10 protein-coding genes and 1 pseudogene are annotated in these 15,443 nt (G+C 58.0%); 9 read left to right on the top strand and 2 right to left on the bottom strand.

Annotated elements, in window-relative coordinates; genetic code table 11:
* Nucleotides 1-622 precede the first annotated feature (622 nt).
* The 4 genes from BQ17_RS11565 (at nt 623) to thiO (ending at nt 4,563) form a co-directional block, all read left to right on the top strand.
* Nucleotides 623-1,435: a hypothetical protein gene (locus tag BQ17_RS11565; RefSeq protein ID WP_141699242.1), complete on the top strand. Its 813-nt coding sequence runs from the start codon at nt 623-625 to the stop codon at nt 1,433-1,435.
* A gap of 124 nt (nt 1,436-1,559) precedes the next feature.
* Entirely contained in the window at nt 1,560-2,108 is a 549-nt protein-coding gene (locus tag BQ17_RS11570) for a cob(I)yrinic acid a,c-diamide adenosyltransferase (protein ID WP_089727221.1), read from the top strand.
* An 8-nt stretch (nt 2,109-2,116) separates the two neighbouring features.
* On the top strand, nt 2,117-3,064 hold the full coding sequence (gene ispH, locus BQ17_RS11575) for a 4-hydroxy-3-methylbut-2-enyl diphosphate reductase (protein WP_089727237.1): 948 nt from the start codon (nt 2,117-2,119) through the stop codon (nt 3,062-3,064).
* 413 nt (nt 3,065-3,477) lie between these two features.
* Complete coding sequence (thiO, locus tag BQ17_RS11580) at nt 3,478-4,563, top strand: glycine oxidase ThiO (protein ID WP_089727223.1); 1,086 nt, start codon at nt 3,478-3,480, stop codon at nt 4,561-4,563.
* A gap of 17 nt (nt 4,564-4,580) precedes the next feature.
* On the opposite strand, the gene BQ17_RS11585 is transcribed toward thiO, so the two are convergent.
* Complete coding sequence (locus BQ17_RS11585) at nt 4,581-6,512, bottom strand: hypothetical protein (protein ID WP_089727225.1); 1,932 nt, start codon at nt 6,510-6,512, stop codon at nt 4,581-4,583.
* Nucleotides 6,513-6,675: 163 nt separating this feature from the next.
* A pseudogene (locus BQ17_RS24185) lies at nt 6,676-6,846 on the bottom strand (helix-turn-helix domain-containing protein); the annotation flags it as partial.
* Between the two features lie 400 nt (nt 6,847-7,246).
* On the opposite strand from BQ17_RS24185, the gene BQ17_RS11590 reads away from it, so the two are divergent.
* The 5 genes from BQ17_RS11590 (at nt 7,247) to BQ17_RS11610 (ending at nt 14,936) form a co-directional block, all read left to right on the top strand.
* Nucleotides 7,247-8,149, top strand: coding sequence for a vWA domain-containing protein (locus BQ17_RS11590; protein WP_176722397.1), 903 nt, complete (start codon nt 7,247-7,249; stop codon nt 8,147-8,149).
* The gene (locus tag BQ17_RS11595) at nt 8,121-9,674 is read left to right on the top strand and encodes a vWA domain-containing protein (RefSeq protein ID WP_089727229.1); all 1,554 of its coding nucleotides are present in this window, start codon (nt 8,121-8,123) and stop codon (nt 9,672-9,674) included. The genes BQ17_RS11590 and BQ17_RS11595 overlap by 29 nt, the downstream gene beginning before the upstream one ends.
* The gene (locus tag BQ17_RS11600) at nt 9,658-10,050 is read left to right on the top strand and encodes a hypothetical protein (protein ID WP_089727231.1); all 393 of its coding nucleotides are present in this window, start codon (nt 9,658-9,660) and stop codon (nt 10,048-10,050) included. The genes BQ17_RS11595 and BQ17_RS11600 overlap by 17 nt, the downstream gene beginning before the upstream one ends.
* A 177-nt stretch (nt 10,051-10,227) precedes the next feature.
* On the top strand, nt 10,228-13,308 hold the full coding sequence (locus BQ17_RS11605; RefSeq protein WP_089727233.1) for a tubulin-like doman-containing protein: 3,081 nt from the start codon (nt 10,228-10,230) through the stop codon (nt 13,306-13,308).
* 44 nt (nt 13,309-13,352) lie between these two features.
* Nucleotides 13,353-14,936: a TAXI family TRAP transporter solute-binding subunit gene (locus BQ17_RS11610; protein WP_089727235.1), complete on the top strand. Its 1,584-nt coding sequence runs from the start codon at nt 13,353-13,355 to the stop codon at nt 14,934-14,936.
* Nucleotides 14,937-15,443 lie beyond the last annotated feature (507 nt).

The following is a 15,443-nucleotide window of genomic DNA, read 5'->3' on the forward strand; positions in this document are numbered from 1 at the left end:
GTACCGCGGGTTTCTACCAATGCCGGGATAAAGTCGCCGCCGCACTCCAAAGTTTCCGCTGGACCGCTCCGGTTCGCCGCCTGCCTGTGCATCCCTGCACGCAGACCGGTGCTCACCACACTCGACCGTCGTGCCGGGGATGGAGGATGGAACAGTCTGGAATCTATAAAGAGTCAATTTCTTTTCGATTAACTAGCGATCCTGAATGATTTGGCGTTGTCTGGAGGGAAAAGATCTCTCCTGCGTCGGGACAGGGTTTGACGTGTTGCGTTCGACGCCCAAAGGCGCGCTGATCGTCTGCCAAGTCAGTGCCGGCGTCTTAACGCAACCTACACCCACATTACCCCTTGCGTGTAGGTTGCGTTAAACCGCGCGCGAAAACGCCTGAGGGAGTACGGCGTTCTTGCCCGTGCGTCACACGCAGACAGGGAGCGCGGTGTAATGCGACACGACGCTGACAGGTAGTGTCCTTTGCCTTCATCTATAGATATTGACACATCATTAGCCATTTTCAATTGAAAAATCAGAATTTCCTTATATACTTATACCACAGTATCGTCACAGGAAAGACAAGATGCTTCCCGTTATCGGTTTAACCCGTCGCGTTCAAGGTAGGTTCAAAATGAAGAAGATCGCAACCCTCGCCTCAGCCATCGCACTTGCTGTCACATCCCTATCCGCCGGCGCCTGGTGGGGGGGGCCCTGTACCCCTTGCGGGATGACCCAAGAGCAGCAGCAGGCCATGGCGCAGCAGCAGACAAAGGCCAGAGAGCAAATGATGGCCGCCCAGCGCCGGCTGGCCGAGCAAATGGCGGCTCGACAGGCCGAGATGGCGAAACACATGCAGACGCAGGGCGTTGATCCCACGACCATGGGCTTTCCCGGTGGGGATCCTTGGGGTACTGCCAATCCTTGGGACGACATGGCGATGCCCGAATATCCAACCATGCCTGCAATGCCCGAACCGCCAAGCATGCCCGCAATACCCGAGCCCTTCTCGATGGATATGCCGCAACCGCCGATCCCGGGTTTTATGCGGGACCGGTATGCGGAATTGGAGGCTTATCGCTCCAAGATGGTGGAAGAGTCCAAAGCCCGTCGCGACAGGACGACCAAGGAAATAGCCGAGCGCCGCAGGAAGATCGAGGCCAACCGCCTTACCCGCCCGCATCGCTACAGCCGTCCGCCGTTCAGGTCCCCTTACACCAGGATGACCACGACCCCTGAGATACCCGCCTCCATGTCGCAAACCGCTCCGGCAGTAAAGGTCCCCGCCCAGGTTAGCGGGACCGCTCCCGCGCCTGAGGCAACCCCGACACCTGCTACAGCAACCGACCAGGCACCGGTTCCCCCGGCTGTTCCAGCCACTCCGGTACCTGCTCCTGAGACCACTCCTGTCGCCCCTGCTCCGGCGGCCGCTACCCCTCAAAACTAGGTCCGGCCGCAAACGGACCACTCAAGGTACCTCCCGGACGGGGGGTGCCTTTATCCTTATCCAAGGATCAATCCGGGCCGCCGGTCCGGAACTGTGGCCGGGTGTACCTTCTGCGTGAGGCAGCATGGGCAATCGTTTGACCAAAATCTATACGCGAACCGGTGACGATGGCAGCACCGGGCTGGCCGACGGCAGTCGGGTACCGAAAGACCACCCGCGTATCGAGGTACTGGGGTGTCTGGACGAGCTGAACAGCATCATCGGGCTGATCATGGTCCAGGCGGAACCGGACCCACCGCCCCAGCTGGCGCACGTCCAAAACCGGCTCTTCGAGCTGGGGGCGGAGCTTGCCACACCCGGGGCGGAGCGCACCAAGCCCGAAGACGTGGCCTATCTGGAAGCGGCCCTCGATGGTTACAACGCCGAGCTTCCATCGTTGCGGGAGTTTATTCTGCCGGGTGGGGGGAACGCAGCCACCTTCTGCCACCTGGCGCGGGCCCTGTGCCGGCGTACCGAGCGCCGCCTGGTAACCCTGGACCGTCAAGCGCATCTGAACCCGCACACCCTGCGCTACATCAACCGGCTATCCGACCTACTCTTCGTCCTCGCCCGGGTGTTGGCCAGGCGGGACGGCGGCAGCGAGGTCTTCTGGCAACCGGTCACACCCGTATGAAACCACCCATGGATATCCTACTCGCAAATCCGCGTGGCTTCTGTGCCGGTGTCGACCGGGCCATCGCAATCGTCGAGCGGGTCCTGGAACTCTATGAACCTCCCATCTATGTGCGTCACGAGGTAGTACATAACCGCTTCGTCGTCGAGGGCCTGAAGCGCCGCGGCGCCGTCTTCGTCGACGAACTCGACCAGGTTCCGGCCGGCGCCCCCGTCATCTTCAGTGCCCACGGCGTTTCCCGGAAGGTACGTGAGGAGGCCAAGCAACGGGAGCTGCAAGTCTTCGACGCCACCTGCCCATTGGTCACTAAGGTCCATCTGGAAGTGGTGCGTCACTGTCGGAATGGCCTCGAGGTCGTCCTCATCGGCCATCGTGGCCACCCGGAAGTGGAAGGGACTATGGGCCAGTGCGATGCCACCGGCAGCGGTCGCATCCATCTGGTAGAGGGGGTTGCCGACGTGGCCGGGCTTAAGGTGCAGGATCCGTCCCGGCTTGCCTATGTCACCCAGACTACCTTGTCCATAGAGGATACTACCGCCATCGTCGCTGCCCTCGAGGCGCGTTTCCCTGCTATCCAGGGCCCGAAGAAGAGTGATATCTGCTACGCGACCCAGAACCGCCAGGATGCAATCAAAGACCTGGCGCGCCGGTGCGATCTGGTACTGGTGGTCGGCTCTACCAACAGCTCCAACTCCAACCGACTGCGAGAGATCGCCGAGAAGCGCGGGGTGACTGCCCACCTGATCGACGGCCCCGAGGATATTCGGCGCGCCTGGCTGACGCAGGGCCCGCGGGTTGGCCTTACCGCGGGGGCGTCCGCCCCCGAAGTCCTGGTGGAGCGGGTCATCAGTCAGCTACGTGAGTACGGTGCGAGCCGGGTGGAGGAGCAACCCGGAATCCGCGAGCAGGTCGTCTTTGCATTACCCAAGGAGCTCGCGGCTACGAGTTTGCGTTGATTCGCGTTCATTTACCGTGCTACTACCCATTTTTTTGCCGCAAATGAACGCCAATAAACGCAAATTGCTGGCTCCCACGCGCTCCAGCGTGGGAGCAAATCCGGACGTTCCAGCGTCGATAAGCGGCCAGATAGGCGAGCGTAAACGCCGATTAAGTACAGAGGAGCAAAGTCCGCTGGAGCGGACAAGACGGCGTTACCACGCTGGAGCGTGGGAACGAGCAAAATCATAGTGTTATCTTGATTGAGAACGCCACCTAGTACCTCATTTCGCTTGATATTGCAGGTAGAGTCGCTTGAGCTCAATGCGAGCTTCCTCACGCTCAATGCTATGAATTTGCAATATCACATGAAACTATGTACTAGTGCCTGATCGTCCACAATGATTGCGTGGCCCCGAGATTTCGAAAGCCTATGAGCGATATCCTCGTCATCGGCGGCGGCGCGATCGGCCTGCTCACTGCCCGGGAACTGGTCCGATCCGGTGCCGAGGTCACGCTCGTGGAGATGGGAGCGACCGGGCGCGAGGCCTCCTGGGCCGGCGGTGGCATCATGTCGCCGCTTTACCCCTGGCGTTATGCCGACTCGGTGACCGCCTTGTCGCTCCAGAGCCAACGGCACTATCCGCGGTTGTGCGCCACACTGCGGGAAGAAACCGGCATCGATTCCGAATTCATTCGCAACGGTCTTTTGATCCTGGAGCCACAGGATCAGGACCAGGCCCTGGCATGGGGGCGGGAATACCAGGTGCGGATCGAACCATTGACGCCCGGTGTCCTGTGCGAGACAGCGCCCGGACTGGGGTTTACCCCCTCGACCGCCCTCTGGCTGCCGGCGATCGCCCAGATCCGGAATCCGCGGTTTGTCAAGGCCCTGCGCCGCTCGATCGAAGGGCAGGTGCGTATCCGCGAGCGAGAGGAAGTGGTCGAGCTCCTGCTGGACTCCGGCCGCGCCATCGGTGCCCGCACCCGCAAGAGTACCATCGCCGCGGACCGGGTCCTGGTCTGTTCCGGTGCCTGGACCGCGCAGCTGCTCGGGCGACTCGGCAAGAGGCTCGACATCGAACCGGTGCGGGGACAGATGATCCTGTTGAACGCCAAACCAGGGCAGGTCAATCACATGGTGCTCTTCCGCGACCGCTACCTGATCCCGCGCCGGGACGGCCGTATCCTCATCGGCAGCACCCTGGAACATGAGGGATTCGTAAAGGCGACCACCGCCGAGGCCAAGGCAGACCTCTACCGAGCCGCGGTGGGGCTCTTCCCGTCACTCAGACATGCACCCATTGAGAACCACTGGGCGGGGTTGCGCCCCGGCTCCCCCCAAGGCATCCCCTACATCGGGGCCTATCCGGGTATCCAGGGCCTCTACTGCAACGCCGGCCATTACCGCAATGGATTGGTTACCGGTCCGGCCTCCGCACGTTTGGCGGCCGACCTGCTGCTCGGACGTGACCCCAGCCTCGACCCGTCACCCTATGCCCTCGATGCTGATCGTTGATGCTGCTTCGTCAAAGGTTATGGTTTATCCACACTGCCGTCCCCTTCAGTCGGCCCTCTGTGCCGCTGGTAGTGGATCACCTGGCCGGATGGTTGCACGAGATCCAGCTTGTGTTTGTCCCAATAGATGATCTCCCAATCCGTAGGAACGGGTTGGTTGTGCACCGCTCCTTCCGAGGATCCGAAGAGTCTGAGGAGAGTCTTGCCGTCATGGCGTATGATCTGATAGCTGCCACTTTCCTTCGGTTTGCTGCGATCCAGTGGACTGCGTAAATAGTGCCTATCTGGTTCGAAAATCAGCCGATCCATACTCGATCCCCATATGCTGCCTTCCAGATCCTTGAACTTGATTTTCGTGGGGCCTTTATCAGGAACTACCATCCTTTCCTTCCGTTCCCTCCATTTGTTAAAGAGTATCCGGATACCTTGAACACTAAGGACTAGGAATAGAACTGCGAGAATAACGTGGAAAACGATAATTATCCTTGCATACCAGGCAGGCATCACCTTGATGAATTGAATATCCACATGATGGACGCGCCTAAGCGCGGAGCTGATGAATTGTGCCGACACGGTTTTGCCGCCTAAGTGGGAGGGATGATCCAATGGTACCAGGTGAACTCTTTCATTGAGTTCCAACTTGTTTTTCGAGAGTATTTCTCTGTTTGAGCTAAGCCAGCCAATCTCCTTGGTACTGCGCTTACCTTCATGATCCTCAGCGGTGAGTAGGCTCCAACGCAGACTTACGGACTGTTGATCGGTTTCTTCTGGGATTACGATAGTCAAGTCAAAGTGCTTGTTTTCCTGCTTGACCCCTTTATCGATGCGGAAGGTGAAGTCACTGATGAAGCGTTGGCCCTCATAGTAGAACTTGATGGGCTGTTGGGAACACATAGGAGGATAGAGTAGATGGTCTTGCACCTCCTCGGCAATGGCCTCACTCGATAATTTGCTCAGTGGGAAATGCCTCTCATAGGGTTGATTAATCTGCCTATGGGTCGCAAGGCGTAGTTTCTCCACCTGGCCACTTCCGGTCAAGACAATGAGGTTTACGACTACATTTGCATGGGAGTGGTAGCGTATCCTTTCTTCAAGTACCGACCACTCCTTTTCGATCTCTGATTCGCGGTTGGGTACGTCATGGATAAAATCGCTGAAGATTGTGATCATGACGACACGATCTTTGCGGGGTAACTCTGGATTCTGGGGAAGATAGTCAGAATAATTGTCCTCAAATTCTTCAACGACCGAGACAAAATCCGTAGTTCTGTCGTTGTTATCAGTCTTTTCTTCCAAGGCTTTCAGCGCACCTCGGATAGCGTCTTTTTCAAGGGGTACTTCCTTCTTCTCTTCAGCCGAAGGAAACAGCCGTTCCGGGTGGGAACCCAAACTCCACAAGGCAAATTTCTCATTGGAAAGAGAAGTCGCGGCATCCTTCGGACCGATACGAATCAGAAGATCACCCAGCCGTACCCTCGCCAGATCAAAGACTGGCACCTTGTTCCTCTTGATAGAATTAAATATGTCATCCCTCATATATGCTTGGATACGATCGATGGTACCCGACAGCCAGATTGGGGTTGTTATCTTTTCTTGGCTCTTGGTCGACCCACTGATATCCAACAGAAAAAGATACAGCACTTCAATTTCACCGGCTTTTTCGGTCTCTGGGGAGGGCTTCGCTATTTTCGGATTTTCCGGCGTGTCCTCCTGGCACCGACCGAGCGGACGTGCATCCTTCAGCAGCGTGCTGAGCGATTCTTCAGGGTACGGGTCAATCCTAAAGCGTTCATAGGGGAAGGTGAAGATATCCGCGACGTTGGTCACAAAATTCTCATATGGAATCATGATCAACGCCAGACTAGTTGTTAGCAAGGTCGCAAACAAGGAGAACCAGATATTACTACGGCCCTTTGGTTGATCCCGTAGTTTTTGCTTCTTCCATAACATTGGATTTCTCCTCGATTACGAATGATCAAACTTGCAATGGCCGCGGAATAAGCTGAACCACAAAGGCACAAAGGGTAACGCCTCAATGAGGCCATGGCTTATGGCTGCAAGATAACCCGGACCGGATTGAGTATGGGAAAATGATCTGCTCGCTTTCATGAGACTACGGAATCGCCCGTGTAACGAAGTAGATCGGATCATCCTCGCCCTTGTCGCTCCGGATCTCGTTGCACGCGAGGAAAGAGTGCATTTGCGCCTCCCGGTCGGCTTGGCCGGGAACTGGCTGGGGCTTTTTGTACGCCTGGCCCGGAGAGTGAAGCAGGGTAGTCATGCCATTTTCGGTGTAGAGGTTTCCTTCCGTGTGACAGCCTCACTGAGTCGATTACCCAACTCGGTAGGCCACAAATCAAGATGGGAGTCATTCTTGAACGCCGTTCGGCTACACCGTAACATGAGGATCGGAGTTGGCACCTTTGCAGGGTCTGGACTCGATCTTTGGGATCGATGCGGCATCGGTGCATGAGCCTCCAGGGTGGCAGCTAGTTTGGAAAATATATTCGCGATCCTCCCCGGTCCCGAGACCGCGACAGGAAGCCGACCGGATATTCGGATCGGCCGTTACTGAGGTGATGCAAAGGACGATCAGTTCCACTATGTCGAGCTACGGAAGACAAACCATTCGTCCCACACAAAGGGGTGCCGCGAACCGCATCCGGCTGCTGTGGATACCCGTCTTGATCGCTGTCCTTGCCCTCGGCGGTTGCGGGGGGCCGGGCCGGGTCGCCGTCATACTCGACAATTCAGCGAGTATGGCGAATGTCCGGCAGACCGGAACCGACTTCTCCGAGATCAAGCAGATCACACTCTCCACCCTGGCCTGGATCCCCAGGAGCAACGAGATCGGACTCCGTGTCTTCGGTCTGACAGGCGGCAGCCGCAAGGTTGCCGACTACAGCCGTGATCGCGGTCCCTTGCGGCGCCGATTGGCGACCATCGACCCGGTTGGCGGTACCTATATCGGCGCGAGCTTACAGGATGCCGCGCGAGATTTGGCCGGGTACACCGCTGGTAAGATCAAGCTCTTTCTGATCACCGATGGCCTTGGGAATGAAGGTGACATAGAGGCAGCCGGCAAGGCGCGCAACGAGATTCTCTCCGGTCGTACCGATTTCGAGTGTACCTTCATCGTCTTCAACGCCGACACCGAAGGACTCGAGCACGCCCGCATCCGACGCACAGCAGATGCCATGGGCTGTAGGTTCAAGACCCCCGGTGCCTTGTCTGCGTCCACATTGATGTCGGCACTGACCAGTGCCTTTACCTTCTCTTTCTCCTGGATTTGGTTGCTGATCTCTGCCATCCTCTACATCATCCTCGTAGCCTTGACCGCGAGTATGGTGTTCGAGTCACATATCGCAACAGGTCGTTCCCCGCGTACCGCAAAGACCTGGGCCAGTGTCTTCCTGATCTCGATGTGGGCCATTGTGATCGCCGTCCATATAGCGGGCCTGTTCGGTCAGATCGGTATGGAGGCAATCGCATTGTTGGCCGGTCTTGCCATCGCGGCGACTTTCGCCAGCGCCTTCATGAAGTCACGGAAAAAGCCTGATGATCCCCTCGAAGACCCATTTGCGTAAACTATGGCAGATCGTGGTAGCCGTCATGCTCCTTTGGTGGGTATGGGTACCGCATGCCCCCGCCGCAAATGACGATTTCATCATCCTGCTGGACCAATCCGGCAGCATGCTCGAAAAGAGGCCCGGCGACGAAAAGGGTGGATATTTTGAGGACCCGCAAAAGGCCGAGAAGTCACGGGAGGCCCTTGAAGCCCTGGATGATGTCATCAAAGATGTAGTCGAGGTTGATGACTATATAACCATTATCCCGTTCGGATCGGGGACCAAAGTCGTCGTCAGCCAACAACTGCGCTACCCCCATGAACGCACTACGATAAAAAATATCGTCTTCGACCATCTCAGATTCCGAGACCGAAAGACCGACATCGTCGCCGGCATCAAAGAGGCTGGTGATCTCATCAGTGAGCTGGGCTCAAATCCCCTTGCTAAGGAACGGCGTAAGATCCTGGTCATGATCACCGATGGCAAGAACGACCCGCCCCAGAATTCGGAGTTCTTCTCGCCCGAGGCCCAGGATCGCACCTATGAGGACCTGAAGGACAAGATCAAATCGCAGAACTGGAAGGTTACCCTGGTCGGCTTGGGCGATCATACGGATATCGCGGATATCGGCAGGAAGCTTGGACTCGATAAGAGTGACACGCTGACCGTCGAGTCCGGTGCCAACATCCGCGATAGGCTCGTCGGAAAAATCAGAAAGGTGCATGATGCCCAGGTCCAAGCCGACACCGATCGGTTCAAGATCCGTGTCGAGCCTGGGCTGTTCGGGGGCTACGATGTCGTCAGTGAGTCCCTATCGCTGCATTCGACCTTTCTGGATCCCGTCACGGTCGAGCTCAATCCCTCGCTTGTGCTGCCTGAACTGCAGAAACTCGCGGCAGCAAACGTAACACCCGCCAAATTGGAGATCACCCCAGGCGAGACCCAAACCCTGACTATCCAATGGCAGTTTACCGGTGACCGTCCCGAAGACGGTGTATTGCGTGGCCATTACAAGTTCGCCTTTCCGCCCCATGCCACGCCCTTCTATCCGAACGGCGGCGAGGTGGAGCTGGTCGTAGTCAGCTGGTGGGATCGCTACGGACTCCGGGCACTATTCGCCTTGGTCGTCCTCGCCGTCGTCTTGTGGCTGGTGCGACGCGAGATCAGGAAGCGGCAGGTCCCGGAGATCCGGGTCATGCTCGTCGCGGGCCCCAAAGAGCTAAGCGAGAAGCAGACCCTGCGCAAGCACCAAAAGATCGCTATTGCCAATGGTGATCTGGCGGGCGGGGCGGTACCCGCAGAGGGGCTCGAGGTCAAACAGGCCGCCGCCATTACCTATCTCGGCCGCAAGAGGTTCCGCGTCTCCGCGGACGAGGCCATCCTGTTCTACGAAGGGGCCGAGAAGCCGAGTATCGAGATCGGCCTCGATGAGCCGTTCGATCTCAAGGACGACAGTGGACACAAACTCGGTGGTGTTATGATCTCGACCTCGGGTGCCTTGGATGACCCCTTCGGAGCCGGTGGCAATGACGGGCCTTTTTGATTGGGCCTGGGTGTGGGGCGCTTGGGGCGCGGTTGGCTGGTTCCTCGGCCTCTCGCTGGCGTGGGGTCTTCTCTTATGGGCTTGCGGCTACTGGCTCAAACGCCTCGGTGTCCACAAGGGGCATGTCATCGCTCAAGCACAGATGGTCCTGTTCCTCGCCGGTGTTGTGTTGTTGCTTGACCTGATCTTCGTGCCCTATGTGTTGATGACCCTGTACGGCACTGCGATCGGCGTGCTGATCGTGATCCTGATACAGACTATTCTCTTTCTGATTCGCAAGACCGAAAATAGATCGGGCCGGGATGAAGAGGGCCCATTCGGATCCGGCTCGTCGCTGGAGCCTTCTTCACGACGACAAGGGGACGTCTTCGGGTGATCGGTCGGTCATCGAGAAATGTGTCGGTTTTACCGGATCTCTTTTATCGGATCTCTAGGCAAGAGGCAGCCGGGAGCTTGTCATAGCAGCTGATCCCTACTTTGGTCCGGGGAGCAAACCCGCGTCTCGGCGCAGTTGAGCACCGAGGAATTCGAGCTATCTACGGGAGCCCAAGGCATGAAACAAGTTCAACCCGCCGTTGTGATCGGGCTGGGTGGTACCGGTGTGTCCACCATTACCTTTCTCAAGAAGGCGCTGGAGGAACAGGCCCCGGATCTCAAGGAGTTTGTACGCTTTCTGGCCATCGATATCGATGAACTCAAGGGCGAGCTCCCATCGGCCGATCTGTTCGGGGAGCCGATCCGGCTCGACGAGGACAAGAACGAGTTCTTCCGTATCACCGACCAGACTAGGGGCTCCGAGGCACGTAACATCCCAGCGGTATCCAGCTGGTTCCCGGAGGAAGGCTATCAGTTTTTACCCTTGACCGAGGGGGCGCGCCAGATCAAGGCGATCGGCCGCTTGGGCTTCTTCCTCGCGCACGAAGAACTCGCCAGGCGTATCCATCGACTCACGGATCGGCTCGTGACGAGCGAGGTCAAGCAACGCTTCCCGGGGCTGCGCAGCGGCGAACTCAACATCTACATCGTCGGCTCCATCTGCGGCGGCACCGGGGCCGGGCTGTGTATCGATACCGCCTATGAGCTGCGCTATCTGCAGCAACAGGCCGAGCTGCCGACCAAATGTCGCATCAAGGGCCTGTTCGCCCTCGGCGATGTCTATGACGCCGTCAGCAAGCGGGTACTTGCCAACACCTATGCCTCCCTGCGCGAGTTCAATTGGTTCCAGCGGGAGTTCGCCTCCTACTCGCCGGACTATCCGGATGTCCGGCGTGACGAGCTCCGACAGCGTGCCTTCGACAGTGTCTATCTGATCGGCAGCAGCAACATCATGGACATCGAGCTGTCCTCGCCGCAGGAGTTTGCCCAGCTCTGCGCCGATATGATTTTTCTCGATTCCGGCGCCGATGCCCAGGACGACGGCGACTCCCTGTCGCAGATGATCCAGTCGAGCCGCAACAACACCGAGGCATTTGCCCTGGCCAGCGATGCCGATGGCACCTCACGTTGCTACAGCTCCTTCGGTCTGTGCAAGATCCGTTTTCCGGCCGAACGGGTACGCGACCTCTGTGCCGCCAGGCTGGGTGCGATGCTGCTGTACGAATACGTCATCGGTGCGACCGCTCCCCAGGAGATCCTTGAGGCCAAGCGCAGGGCCCAGGATTTCATCCCCAGCGAGGGCCTGAGCTGTGACGAGAGCGGCACCGACCTGCCCGACCGCCTCGTCGAGCGTCAGGGGAGCGGCGGTGAGCGCGAGATCTATGTGCAGTGGGTGACCAAGAGCCTGACCCGGGCCTATAACGCCGACCTCGAGAAGATCAGCGACCTCGAGATCGGCCGCATCAATCAGATCGTCAAGACCTTGAATAGTGAGTTGGTCCAGCTCGAGGAATCGCTACAGGCGCGCGTCGTCGACGAGCTCCAGACCTTCCGCGCACTGCTTAACCGGACCGTGAAATCCATGTTCAAGGACGATAGGCAGGGCGTCGGTTATGTCGGCCGCTTCCTGAAGGAACTGCTCGAGTCCGCGCGCTCGTCGCGGGAGTTTGCCCAGCAGGAGATGAAGAACCTGCTCGGCCACGAGAAGCGCCTTTCCGACCGCATGAACAAGGAGAACAGCGAGCTCGCCAGCCTGCTCGATGCCGGCCTGTTCGCGCCCTTCAAGCGCAATGCCCAGCGCGAGCAGCTCAAGACTACCTATGGCACCATCCGGCAGTATTTCCAAAACCGTATCGGGTTCATCCGGATGCGTGCGGCCGGGGATTTCTATGATGGGGTTTTCGACTCGCGCCAACGCCTGGTCGAGGGTGGTGAAGGGGCGATCTCGATCCTCCAGGCGCGCACCAAGGATCTGGATCTGATCCAGAGCTATTCCGAGAAGATCGCCAAGGATTTCAAGGGCGCTTACGAGGACAATAAGCGCATCCAGGGTTCGCCGTTCGAGATCCTTATTTATGACAACGAATATTTCTCCGACATCGAGCAGCTGATGGCGAGTGTCGCTACCGATAACCTCAAGAACGCGCTGTTCCAAGACCTCCTGGGACAGGTTGGCGGCAGTGTGTGGGATATCCGCAGCTTTCTCGACAATGAGGATCAGTTGTTACAGCTACGCGGCATGATCATGGGGATCTGCCGGGTCCCATTCGCCGAGGAGATCGAGCGTAAGAGTGTCGCTCAGCGTGTTCTCGATGCCCGCAACAATCCCGACCACCCGATCGACTACCGCGACAACATCCGCACCGCCTACGAGCTCGCGGGGTACTACTGTCGCCTCAACGGTAAGGCCAAACGCTTCGCGACCCTGCGCGATTCCGAGCAGGCCTTGACGGTGGTCGTGGGCTACTACGAAGCAGAGGATGCGGCCTGGGACGAGCTAAAATCGGTCCTGCGCGAGAGCACCCGGCGATCCGGTGCTGAGGTGCCCTTCTCGCGCTCCTCCGACCGCCACAGCATCCTGCTCTACCGCGAGTTTTCCGGCTTCCCCGCCTACACCCTGAGCCGTATCAATGCGTACCACAACAGTTTCATCGACGAGGCGCGGCGTGAGAACTCCTCGCCACTGCAGATGTTTACCAGGGAGGCGCTGGAACACATCAATGTGCCGACCCATCCGGTGTTGAGCGGCTATGATCTGCTGGCCGTAGAGGCCCTGGCCATCGGCATTATCGATTGGGACGAGGAGCATTATTACCTTCTCACCGAAGACGAATGGAAGCGGCGCAAGCTGGCGACCGAGGCCCACGCCCGCGGCGAAAACGCCAGCTTCGAAGACCGTACCGCGGGCAGTGATCGCAGGCTCGGGAGGACATTCTCGGAGGTCGTCAGCCGCCTCAGCGAACGACTGCCCGATGCCCAGCGCCTCTCGGCCACCCGGGTCCTCTACCGGGACGAGGTCGAGTATCAGGTCGCCGAGCGTAAGCCCAAGATCGACCGCGACACCCTTGCTAGTCTCTACGCCGCTATGTACTTTGACGGCATCGAAGGTACACAGATCGACAATATCGGGCTTGAGACGACTATCCGGCCCCCGATCATATTCCTCTTCAAACGGGATTTTGCGTTGCGCGAGGACCATATCCGGCGTCCGAAGCAGTCACACACGCAGCTGTTGCGCGCTTTCTATCTCGACGACTGATTGGCGCCTTCGCCAGGACATCGGACGGGCGTGAGTAACGCCAGATGGGCGGCAAACAATCTCAAGACCCTTTCCCCGGCAAGCCCGAGGAGCCTTCCAGTACGGCTGAGCCTGGGTCTCATCCGACCTTGCCGGCCACTGAGCAGGAGGTCGTGGAGCGCTTGCTATCCGAAGGCACCATTAGCCATGAGGTCGGCGACGGGCCCCTGCGTCCGGAGGTCCGTACCCGGCTATCAGGAAACAATCGCGAGTGGAAATACCGTGTTGTCGTGGTCTTGGACGGGAAGGAGGTCGAAGACCCACTGGGTACCTATCCGACCGAGAAGCATTTCCCGCGTGATCTTGGGACCGATGGCGAGGACGGCAGGGACGGCCCGACCCACCGGCACGAGGTCGCAAAACATGCAACCCGCTGTCACCTGGATGTCTGGACCCAGGCCCACCGATTGCTGCCAAACAAGACGCCATGGCGTAAGTACTGGCTCTGGATGCTGGTTATATTGGTGTTGGTCTCTGCCGGAGCGGTAATTGCCTATTGCTTGTCGAACCCGGATTGCATTGACAGGTCCCCACCCCCAGGGGAAAGTCAACCACCCATGCCACCGATACAGAAGCCGGACTGCACGCAAATACCGAACCATCCGAATTGCCCCCAGACAGATCCGCCAACACTGCCATCGAAACCATCAGCAGTCGAAGCAGTCGGCATGGTAACGGGTTCCAAGAAAGGTACCTATTATCGATTCGGCCAGGATATGGCGCCGTATGCCGAGAAGGAGGGCCTGACGCTTCAGATCAAGGAATCGGCCGGGTCCGTGGCCAACATAATGCGAATCGACAGTGCAGAGAACGCGGCATTCGGTATCGTCCAAGCCGATGTCTTGACCTTCATCAAGCAGAAACCGGAGCTGAAGAGGGTTACCCAGCGGCTGCGTGTCATCTTTCCGTTTTATCTGGAAGAGGTCCATGTCCTCGCGAGGAAGGAGATCAAGACCCTGCGGGATCTCCAGGGCAAGCGGGTGTCGATCGGACGTGACGGCAGCGGTGTTTGGTTGACCGCAAAGAACCTGCTCAAGATCCTGAATATCGACATCGCACGCGAGGAACATCTCGGCACTGAGGACGCAATCGATGGTGTCCTATCAGATAAACTGGATGCAATGTTCTATGTGGCCGGGAAACCGACCAAGGTATTCGAGCGGCTCACGCAAATGTCAGAATCCGGTAGAGAGGATGACTTGCAGCTGCTCAATGGCATCCACTTCGTGCCGATCACCGAACGAGAAATATTCGCACAGACCTACGAAGGTGACGGCGTATACTTGGGACCCGACGACTATCCCTGGATGAAAGAAAAAGTACCGACGGCCGCGGTGCGTGCCATTCTGGTCTCGTTCGACTTTTCCGCGCACCATGATGATTACTACCGAGGACGTTGCGAACAACTCGGTATGCTTGGTAGGGCAATCCGGGACAACATCGGGGCGCTCAGAAAAGGGGGCCACAAGAAATGGCAGCAAGTGGATCTCGATCGCGAGGTGCCTGGGTGGCGGCAGGATACCTGCTCAAGAGGGTCTGTTGGCAACAAAAACGGTAGGTCGCACCCTGCCGGGTTCAAATTCCGGTAGTGCTTAACATGTGGTGGTCTCGAATGGATCGTCCCCATGCTTCAGCGGGCAGGAACGCCGTGTGACCGCCTCAGCGGCCAAGGTTTCAGGATGCCGGAGCGTGAGAGCCGGATGAAGTTCACCAGTTAAGCACTACCGTTGCGTGCCAGAAAGATTCTGGAATAGCTTGTGACCCACGCGGTGACGGGAAAAATGCCATGAATATTCGCTTGCACGTCAATGCGACCACAATCCCGAAGACTCGCCGTTCTATTCAGGCCTCAAACTAGCCCGTCATGCAGTTGGTTGATGAGCTGGGGGTGAGCGAGGCTACTATCCGATCCCTGATCATCCTCCTAAAACGAAAGGCTCTTTATGGATTCCAGACTGGTCGAAGAGGACGACAGTCGGTAGCACGATGACCGATGACGGAACAGGTAGCCTTTTCTCGACAATAACAGCAAGTTATACGCCGCCCCTCTGGCTTGCTGAGAAGGCAAATTTGCGCAAAATATCCTAACCAGTCTG

Source organism: Candidatus Thiosymbion oneisti (assembly GCF_900092655.1).
In the GTDB taxonomy this organism is placed as follows: Bacteria; Pseudomonadota; Gammaproteobacteria; order Chromatiales; family Chromatiaceae; genus Thiosymbion; species Thiosymbion oneisti.

What these genes read in the sequence shown, in the direction of transcription:
- ispH (WP_089727237.1), top strand. Translation starts at nt 2,117, where the DNA reads ATGGATATCCTACTCGCAAATCCGCGTGGCTTCTGTGCCGGTGTCGAC.
- BQ17_RS11585 (WP_089727225.1), bottom strand. Translation starts at nt 6,512, where the DNA reads ATGTTATGGAAGAAGCAAAAACTACGGGATCAACCAAAGGGCCGTAGT.
- BQ17_RS11570 (WP_089727221.1), top strand. Translation starts at nt 1,560, where the DNA reads ATGGGCAATCGTTTGACCAAAATCTATACGCGAACCGGTGACGATGGC.
- BQ17_RS11605 (WP_089727233.1), top strand. Translation starts at nt 10,228, where the DNA reads ATGAAACAAGTTCAACCCGCCGTTGTGATCGGGCTGGGTGGTACCGGT.
- BQ17_RS11565 (WP_141699242.1), top strand. Translation starts at nt 623, where the DNA reads ATGAAGAAGATCGCAACCCTCGCCTCAGCCATCGCACTTGCTGTCACA.
- thiO (WP_089727223.1), top strand. Translation starts at nt 3,478, where the DNA reads ATGAGCGATATCCTCGTCATCGGCGGCGGCGCGATCGGCCTGCTCACT.
- BQ17_RS11600 (WP_089727231.1), top strand. Translation starts at nt 9,658, where the DNA reads ATGACGGGCCTTTTTGATTGGGCCTGGGTGTGGGGCGCTTGGGGCGCG.
- BQ17_RS11610 (WP_089727235.1), top strand. Translation starts at nt 13,353, where the DNA reads ATGGGCGGCAAACAATCTCAAGACCCTTTCCCCGGCAAGCCCGAGGAG.
- BQ17_RS11595 (WP_089727229.1), top strand. Translation starts at nt 8,121, where the DNA reads ATGATCCCCTCGAAGACCCATTTGCGTAAACTATGGCAGATCGTGGTA.